At 63.1% G+C, this 8,691-nt stretch carries 9 protein-coding genes and 1 pseudogene; 2 read left to right on the plus strand and 8 right to left on the minus strand.

Going from position 1 to position 8,691, the window contains the following annotated elements:
* Positions 1-260 precede the first annotated feature (260 nt).
* Positions 261-944, plus strand: a complete 684-nt coding sequence (locus OC446_RS21790; RefSeq protein ID WP_410055110.1) for a transglutaminase-like cysteine peptidase — start codon at positions 261-263, stop codon at positions 942-944.
* Between the two features lie 53 nt (positions 945-997).
* Here the strand turns inward: OC446_RS21790 and OC446_RS21795 are convergent.
* From OC446_RS21795 to cysE, 4 genes and pseudogenes are all read right to left on the minus strand, one after another.
* Positions 998-1,231, minus strand: a pseudogene (locus OC446_RS21795) (type II toxin-antitoxin system RelE family toxin); the annotation flags it as partial.
* Positions 1,232-1,298: 67 nt separating this feature from the next.
* Entirely contained in the window at positions 1,299-1,829 is a 531-nt protein-coding gene (locus OC446_RS21800; RefSeq protein WP_262031116.1) for a gamma carbonic anhydrase family protein, read from the minus strand.
* 63 nt (positions 1,830-1,892) lie between these two features.
* Complete coding sequence (locus OC446_RS21805; protein ID WP_040637969.1) at positions 1,893-2,105, minus strand: DUF3126 family protein; 213 nt, start codon at positions 2,103-2,105, stop codon at positions 1,893-1,895.
* A 91-nt stretch (positions 2,106-2,196) separates the two neighbouring features.
* A complete protein-coding gene (gene cysE / locus OC446_RS21810; RefSeq protein ID WP_262031117.1) occupies positions 2,197-3,033 on the minus strand; it encodes a serine O-acetyltransferase in 837 nt (278 codons plus the stop codon).
* A gap of 74 nt (positions 3,034-3,107) precedes the next feature.
* Between cysE and OC446_RS21815 the strand changes: the two genes are divergently transcribed.
* Positions 3,108-3,908, plus strand: coding sequence for an enoyl-CoA hydratase (locus OC446_RS21815; protein WP_262031118.1), 801 nt, complete (start codon positions 3,108-3,110; stop codon positions 3,906-3,908).
* 2 nt (positions 3,909-3,910) lie between these two features.
* On the opposite strand, the gene OC446_RS21820 is transcribed toward OC446_RS21815, so the two are convergent.
* The 4 genes from OC446_RS21820 to OC446_RS21835 all read right to left on the minus strand — a co-directional run bounded on the left by OC446_RS21820 (position 3,911) and on the right by OC446_RS21835 (position 8,308).
* Positions 3,911-4,402 carry a class I SAM-dependent methyltransferase gene (locus tag OC446_RS21820; protein ID WP_262031119.1) on the minus strand — a complete coding sequence of 164 codons (492 nt, stop codon included), beginning with the start codon at positions 4,400-4,402 and terminating at the stop codon, positions 3,911-3,913.
* A 16-nt stretch (positions 4,403-4,418) separates the two neighbouring features.
* A complete protein-coding gene (locus OC446_RS21825; RefSeq protein ID WP_262031120.1) occupies positions 4,419-5,183 on the minus strand; it encodes an alpha/beta fold hydrolase in 765 nt (254 codons plus the stop codon).
* 418 nt (positions 5,184-5,601) lie between these two features.
* On the minus strand, positions 5,602-5,922 hold the full coding sequence (locus OC446_RS21830; protein ID WP_262031121.1) for a hypothetical protein: 321 nt from the start codon (positions 5,920-5,922) through the stop codon (positions 5,602-5,604).
* A gap of 631 nt (positions 5,923-6,553) precedes the next feature.
* Entirely contained in the window at positions 6,554-8,308 is a 1,755-nt protein-coding gene (locus OC446_RS21835) for a hypothetical protein (protein WP_262031122.1), read from the minus strand.
* Positions 8,309-8,691: the final 383 nt, after the last annotated feature.

The raw sequence follows: 8,691 nt of genomic DNA on the forward strand, positions 1-8,691 counted from the left end.
CTCATCGCGCCGGCAGCATTCGATTTCTCATTTGAGTAGACCCGTTCAGGGTCGTCCGTCGAGCAAAACCCACAGGCGGGAGCTGCCGAGCGTGGCGCAGAGGAGGCCGATCCTTCACCTACCCGGACGCTCCGCTTTTTTTGTTAACCATCATGGAACCGGTTGGGCCGCGACGCGTTAACTCACCTTTTACTTTCTGCTTGAGCCCGAAATGCGACCATGTCAGTTTGGTTAAAAGAACATTAACCGGCTGGTGGGGCATGCGGCAGGATTATTTCAAGAACAGCCTTTTCTGTGGCGTAAATGGGAAGCCTGCCGCTTTCGGCACATTCATCAAAACAACCCTTCTGAGCCTCTCGCTCCTCCTCGGCGGCGCAACCGCTGAGGCTCAGACCCTGGCTTCGCTTCCCTCATCCAGCGACCCTATCACGAGCGTCGGCTCGGCGCGGCCCCTCCAGGGCTGGTCGGATTTCTGCGCGAAGTTCCGCTCCGAATGCGCCGTGGACGTGTCGGAGGCCAGCACCATCGACATGAGCCCGCAGGTCTGGAAGACCATCGTGGCCGTGAACCAGCGCGTGAATTCCACGATCAAGGCGGTGACGGACGCGGATCACTGGGGTGTCGTCGACGTCTGGGGCTTCCCCAATGACGGCAGCGGCGATTGCGAGGACTTCCAGCTCCTGAAGCGCAAGCTCCTGGTGGAAGCGGGCCTGCCCCGCCGCGCCATGCGCATGACGGTCGTCATCGACGAACTCGGCGAAGGCCATGCGGTGCTCATGGTCCGCACCAACCGGGGCGATTTCGTCCTCGACAACAAGAAGAACGCGATTCTGCCCTGGCACCAGACGGGCTACGTCTACATCAAGCGCGAAAGCCAGGATGTGGTCGGCTGGGTCTCGCTCGGCGGAATCATGTCGTCGCCGACCACCACGGCGAACCGGTAAGCGAAGACCGGGGATCGCTCATCGTATGCGATCCTTGGCGAGGATACCGAACGTCAGCGCCTTTTCGCTGTCTTGTAAACCTCGGCCCTTTCACGTTTGCCGACCGCCACGACGAGCACGGTGACCGTATCGTCATTGACGCGATAGACAAGACGATAGCCCGCTGCCCGCAGATTGATCTTGTAGTGATCCGTCATGTTTCGAAGTGCATCGGCGGGAACGCGGGGTTCCTTCAACCGCTCCGAAAGCTTCTTCTTGAACTGCTCGCGAAGCGTGTTGCCGAGCCTGCCCCTTCGAGTGCTTTAAATAGGGCCCTTCCCTCAGCACCACAATTCACTCAGTCCCTGAAGCGGATCAATCGATCCGCTTCATTCCGGCAGCGAAGCGCTTCCAGGTGTCGATATACGTCCTGGCGGACCAGCGGAGTCGCTCGATGGTGTCCGCGTCGAGCACGCGGATCGCCTTGGCGGGCGCTCCCACGATCAGGGAATTGTCGGGAAACTGCTTGCCCTCGGTCACCAGGGCATTGGCCCCGACCAGGGAATTGGCCCCGATCCGCGCATGGTTGAGCACCGTGGCGCCCATGCCGATCAAGGAATTCTCGCCGACGGTGCAGCCATGCAGGATAGCCTTGTGGCCGATGGTGCAGCCCGCCCCGACCATGAGGGGAGCCCCCATATCCGTGTGGAGCAATGCCCCTTCCTGGATGTTCGTGCCCTCGCCGATATCGATCAGCTCGTTGTCGCCGCGCAGGACGGCGCCGAACCAGATGCCCACATCGTGTCCGAGACGCACCTTGCCGATCACGTGGGCATCCGGGGCGATCCAGAAGCGGCCGGGCTCGGGGAGGGTCGGAGCGGTATCGTCGAGGCTGTAGATCGGCATCGCAGGTCCACAAAGAAAAACAGCAGAACCCGAGATTGAGGTTCTGCTGCGGAGAGAGCCGGTTTAGTCCTCGAGATCCGTATCGAGGATCGCCATGGTGAAATTGTAGGAGCGGTCACCGTCCTCGTCGTCGAGGAAGAGCACCCCGACGAATTCCTCGCCGATATAAACTTCCGCCGAGTCAGCCTTCTTCGGGCGACCGACGACGCGGATCGAGTGGTTCGCAAAGGTCTGGCGCAGGTAGCGCTCGACTTTAGCCATCTCGGTTTTATCCACTACAGGTCCTTTCTTGATGTCACGGATGGTGCACTTGCCATGCCCGGCCAACGCGGGCAAGCGGGGTTAGGTCCGGAAGCGGCCTCTCCCGTCAGTTTCCGTCGGATTCGGAAAAGCAATGATCCATGGAGCGGGCGGGCTCCTCGCATCCGGCCGTGCCGATGACCTTCGCCGGAACGCCTGCCACGGTGGCATTGTGCGGCACGGGCTTGAGCACGACGGATCCAGCGGCGATTCTGGCGCAATGGCCGACCTCGATATTACCGAGGATCTTGGCTCCGGCCCCGATCAGGACGCCGTGGCGGATCTTGGGATGCCGGTCGCCCCGCTCCTTGCCGGTGCCGCCGAGCGTCACGTCCTGGAGCATGGAGACGTTGTCCTCGATGACCGCGGTGGCGCCCACCACGAGTCCGGTGGCATGATCGAGGAAGATGCCGCGCCCGATCCGGGCGGCCGGGTGGATGTCGGTCTGGAACGTGTCGGAGGAGCGGCTTTGGAGATAGAGCGCGAAATCCTGCCGCCCCTTCGCCCACAGCCAATGGGCCAGGCGATGGGTCTGGATGGCGTGGAAGCCCTTGAAGTAGAGCACGGGCTCGATGGCCCGGCCCACGACCGGATCCCGGTCTATGACGGCGCTGATGTCGGCCCGGAAGGCCGCCCCGATGGTGCTGTCGTCCGCGACGGCCTCGAGGAAGATCTGCTCGATGATGTCGGCCGGCATGGCCGCATGGCCGAGGCGGGAAGCGACCCGGTGGATGACGGCGGCCTCGAGGCTCGGCTGGTGCAGGATGGCGCTCAGCACGAACCCGGCCATCGCCGGTTCGGCCTGGACGATCGCTTCGGCCTCGGAGCGCAGGCGGATCCATACCGGATCGACCGTCCCGGCGACCAGCTCCGGGGCTCCCGGCTTCAGGCGCGTCTGTGTCATCTTATTCTCCTCGGCGACGTCTCGACCGTCTTAGATAAGAAGTCCAAGCACCTTACCATAGGTTCCAAACCGCGATGACCTACTCTTTTTCGCACTCGACGTCCAAGCTCGTCGTTTCCCTGGCCGACGGCATTGCGACCTTGGCCATCGACAATCTCCCCAAGCACAACGCCCTCGACCTGGAGATGTGGCAGGCTTTCCCGGACATCATGGCGACCCTCGACCGGGATCCGCAGGTGCGCGTGGTCGTACTGCGGGGAGCCGGCCAGGACTCCTTCGCATCCGGCGCCGATATCGGCGAGTTCGCGACCCTGCGGGCGAATGCGGAAGGCGGGCGTCGCTACGAGGCCACGAACGAGGCGGCCTTCTGGGCGGTCGCCCATTGCTCCAAGCCCGTCCTCGCCATGATCCGGGACTTCTGCCTGGGCGGCGGCTTCGGCCTCGCCCTCTCCTGCGACCTGCGCGTGGCCTCCGAGAGCGCTATTTTCGGCATTCCCGCCGCCCGGCTGGGGATCGGCTATCCGCCCGGGGCCATGAAGCTGGTGACCGCCGCCGTGGGCGCCCCGGCCGCGAAGGACCTGTTCTTCAGCGCAAGGCGGATCGACGCCCAGGAGGCCGCGCGCCTGGGCGTCGTGCAGCGTGTGGTTCCGGACGACCGCTTGGAGGAGACCGTCCTGTCCCTCGCCCAAACAATCGCGGAGAACGCGCCCCTGACCATCAAGGCGGCCAAAGCGGCCATCGACGAGGTGGTCGGGGTGGCCCATCCCGATGCCGACCCGGTGGCGCTTGCCGACCAATGCTTCGACAGCCACGATGCCGCCGAGGGACGCAACGCCTTTCTGGAGAAGCGCAGGCCGGTCTTCAGCGGTCGGTGACCTCAAGCCTCCCGCCGGTACACGAAATAGCGCCCTTCCGGCACCTTCGTCTCGGCGGAGATATCCCGGCAGGACGGCATGTCGAAGGCGCGGTCCCCGAGCAGGATGCCGCCCGGCTGGAGCAGGCTTTCGAGCAGGGGCGACAGGCGCCGGGCGAGGCTCAGGTTCGCATCCTCGTCGCCGGTCCCGATATCGATGTGGATCAGGGCGGCCGAGCCCTGGCTGTGCCGCGCGATGAAGGGCGGCAGGGTGTCGAAGAGGTCCCCGACGATCAGGTAGCCCTCCGGCGGGTAGCAATCGGGATGCGCGGCGGGCGCGCGCTCGAAGGCGTAGATCTCGCGCCCCGGCAGCCGGTCGCGCAGGTGGTCGTAAGTGCGCCCGTTGCCGAGACCGATTTCCAGGACGAGCCCGGCGGGGCTGATCTCCCGGACGGCCCAGTCGAGCAGGTCGCGCTGCGCGGTCAGGCGCCGGATGGCGCTGTCGAGGCGGGTCATGCGCTCCTCCCGCCCCTCATGGCCTTTTGGCCAGGAAGTCGAGCACGCCCTGCTTGTGCACCTTGTCGCCGACCGCGAGGTTGTGGTCGCGTCCGGGGATGTCGAGCGCCGTCGCGTTGGGCATCAAGGCGGCGAGTTCCGGACCCGAGCCCGACACGTCGTCGGCCGTGCCGACGGAGACCAGGGTCGGGAGCCGGATGGAGGCGACCTCCGCCTTCGACAGAACCTGCCGCGAGCCCCGGATGCAGGCGGCGAGCGCGTGCAGGTCGCTGCCGTTCTGATCCGCGAAGGCGCGGAACATGCGCTGCATCGGGTCGGTCAGGTCGTCGAGGGAGCGGGCCTCCATGGCATCGGCGATGCCGAGCGGCAGGCCGACGCCCTCCACGAGATGGATGCCGAGGCCGCCGAGAAGCATCGAGCGCATGCGATCCGGCGAGGCCAGCGCCATATGGGCCGTGATGCGGGCGCCCATGGAATAGCCCATCACGTCGGCCCGCTCGATGCCGAGGTGATCGAGCAGCCGGCGCCCGTCTTCGGCCATGCGGTAGGAATCGTAGGCCGCCGGATCGTAGAGCTTCTCGCTCTGGCCATGGCCGCGATTGTCGAAGGCGATCACCCGGTAGCCCGCCCGGGTCAGGGTCTTGACCCACAGCGTATTGACCCAGTTCACCGCGTGGTTCGACGCGAAACCGTGAATGAGAAGGATCGGATCGCCCTCGCCCTCGTGGGGCGGAACGTCGATATAGGCGATGCTCACGCCGTCGGAATTGAAATAGCGCATGGGCCTAAGGGGAAGGTTGCCGGATGGGCGCAACCTAAAGCATTTTTCGGAGAAGTGGATCCGGTTCGCCGTCAAAAAAGTGAATAAGCGAAGGCGGAGGCGTTTCCGCTGATGCTGGCCGAAAATAATACCCTCTACGTCATGGCCGTCCCCGGACTTGATCCGGGGATCAGGTCCGGGGAGGTGATGACATGGTCAGCGCCCCGGTGTCATTCCCGGCCGGAGCGCAGCGGAGGGGATGGGAATCCATAATGCAGCGCTTGATCGTGGATCCCCTTCCCGCACCGCGTGCGCCGGGGATGACACCCACTCACGTCACGGCCGGCCTTGTGCTGGCGATCCCGCTTGCCTGAGGCGCCGCACCTTCGGGATCGGGATCACCGACACAAGGCGTTACGACAAGCGAGCGCCCCTCGCCTCAATGCCGGATCGGACGCGGCAGAGGCACGTCTTCCACATCACCACCCTGCAATTCCCGCACCACGCCGCGCGCATACATCATCAGCCGCCCGTCCGTCGTCCGATAGATCGCATAGAGCGGCTCGCCCTGCCGCTCGCCGCGCCGGGCCACCATCGCGGCGATCTCCGTCACGGCCCGCAGCAGGCAGAAGCCTAAGCCCAAAACCGTCACCGGCACCATGACGAGCCAGAGCGCCTGGATCCATTCCGGCGCGGTGTGAAATTTCGACAGCGCATCGGCCATGACGGAATAGGTGTGAGTGCTGGACAACGGCTCCATCGGCAACTCCCTTGAGTGGAAGCGACCACCAGCGATGCGCTGGTGGCCGGGGAGCTAGAAAGCCGCACTAGCACGGCTGCATTGGCCTTTGGGCTTGCGCCTTGGACATGCGCCAACGCCTCCCCGGCCGTAGGGCGAGGGAGACATCGTTGCGGTCGATGCCGACCGGCGTAGTGAGAGGCTTCTAGACCCCAGAACCGGGTGCGCCCGGTTCCGGTGACGAGGTAACACGCAACAGGGGTGCGGGGTCAATGGGGAGGCTGCGAGGCGGGCTGCGCTCTCCCCTGTCATTCCGGAACGAGCGTGAGCGAGAATCCGACCCGGAGGGCCGCGCCGGGACGACGCCCTCTCACGTCATGGCCGGCCTTGTGCCGGCCATCCCGATATTGAAAAGCGCCGCGCCTTTCCGATCGAGATCACCGGCACGGGTCCTCGGATCAAATCCGAGGAGGTGATGACGTGGAGGGTGGGATTGCCGCTACGGCACTGCGCGCGTCGGCTCTGACGCTCACTGCCGTCATGGCCGTGCTCGTCACGGCCATCCACGCCTTTGCGGCGGTGCGGCTTCGAAGACGTGGATGGCCGGAACAAGTCCGGCCATGACGGTGGGGTTTATCAGGCGGGAATTGTCTCAGAACAGGAAGAAGTCGGCCGCCGTGAGCTTGAGGTTCTTCTCCAGCTGGGCGATCTGGATCGCCGCCTTCGAACCCGTGCCGTCCGCATCGTACCAGAGCGCACCCTTCTTCTTGTCGTAGACGATGCGGTCTGAGGCATCGTGCGCCTTGGTGCCGACATAAAACGCCGCCTTCGCCAGCACACCCTTCTTGGCGACGCCCTTGAACACGCTCTTCTGCAGCCAGATCGTGTCGTCGGCCGGGTTGAAGTCGGTGATGGTGTCGAGCTCCGCCCGCTTATGCGCCGTGTTGGTCTTGGCGAGCCGGTCGAACACGAAGATGTCCTGGCCCACTCCCCCCGTCAGCACGTCCTTGCCTGCCCCTCCGGTGATTTGGTCATTGCCACCCTCGCCCTTCAGCGTGTCAGTGCCGGCAAGACCCACGATGACGTCATTGCCGTTCTCACCGTCGAGCGTGTCTGCTCCCGTCGTACCGGTGAGGGTCAGTGGGTTAATTTCAACCACGTTGGTCAGGTCGAGGGTGAAGCTCTGGGTGATCTTGCCGCCGTACGCATCCTTGGCTTCGATGCTGATCGTGTATTGGTGTGGACCGGTCTCGTAGTCGAGCGCGCGGGCGAGCAGCAGGCTGGTGCCGTCGAGCCGGAAAGCGCCGCCGGCATCGTCGACAAGTGTGTAGGTTAGCGCATCCCCATCGGAATCCTGGGCCGAAAGGCTCGCCACGAGTGTGTCCTTCAGCGCATCCTCGGCGAGCGCAGTCTTGGACAGGGCCAGGTTCGTCGGCGCTGCATTGATGAGGGTAAAGGTCTGGTCGGAGAACTGCAGGAATCGCACGTTCTTCAGTTTGTCCGTTCCGTCGCGACTAGCTTGCGAGTCGGTGATGGTTCTGAAGCCGTTCTGGTCGGGCGTGCTGATGGTATACTGCGCACGTGCGCCGCTGTAGATCGCTACGTCGTTGCCGCCGCCACCATCGAGAGTGTCGTTGCCCATCCCGCCGATGAAGGTCTCTCGACTCGTACCCCCATAAGCCCGGTCGTCACCACCTCCGAAATCGACTGTTCCGGTGACGACACCGTTACGGCCGTCATAGAGATTATCGACTATTCCGTTGCAATCGATTGTCCCCTCAATTCGGCCCGCATTGTAAATCGTTGAGATTACGCTGCCAGTGCTTAAGGAGATGGCATGTCCCGTTCCTGCAGAGATAAGGCCATAATTGGAGATGTTCACGATGCGCGCACCGCCAACCACAATCCCACCAGTTGCGCCTTGGATCGTTCCCGTGTTCTCCAGAGTTAAACTACCGGAAACGGACAGTGCACTATCGACCGTACCGATCATTTTTCCTTTTTGAACGATCACATTGTCTGAGCTTCCTGCAGCACCGACCGACGCGCCCTTCCGTCCAATGATTTCTCCAGCATTGATAAGAGTACTATTCCCCCCAGAAATGACTACACCTTGTGAGAAACCTGTGATGTGCGCGTCGGCTTTTACTTGCAAGTAGTGGCCGCCGGTCCCAGATTGGTTAACACCGGACAGAAGAACGCCGATGGCGTCCTGGCTGGAGACCCTTGCTTCAGCATCGAGGAAAACTTGGTTCGCGAATTTGTCTGAAAAAATTCCGTGAGCTGAGGCTCCTGAAACCGCGACCTCAATGCCTGGGTTCACGGTCAGAGTGTCGAGATCGGCAGCGAATGAAAAGCCATTGGTTCCCGTGCGCTCGACCCGGGAATTGATGATGGTATCGACCATGAGCAGTGCTACAAAAAAAAGTGAAGGTTTTTGTTATTTATAACATAACACACGGTTTTGAAAGACCTTTGCCTGCCAATGAGCTGCGATAGGTACTGCGTTTAGGCTTGCCGATACAGTACCACTATTCCAAGCGGAATCACCAGCACAGGTCCCCGGATCAAGTCCTGAGACGTGACGACGGGAGCAGGTGACGGGAAAATAGCATTATGTTCTTACTTTGTTCTTGACACGCGGTGCAACATTAGCTATATCGTTACTCACCTGATCCGACGAGGGGCGCGCTTCGCGAGGCGTCGCAAGTTGTGGGATCCGGCACGGTCCTGTCCGCCGGTCACGCAGCCGGCGCCAGGAGGCCCTTGGTGCCTGCGGGCTGCCAAGTC

This window comes from Microvirga sp. Mcv34 (genome assembly GCF_024519725.1).
GTDB lineage: Bacteria > Pseudomonadota > Alphaproteobacteria > Rhizobiales > Beijerinckiaceae > Microvirga.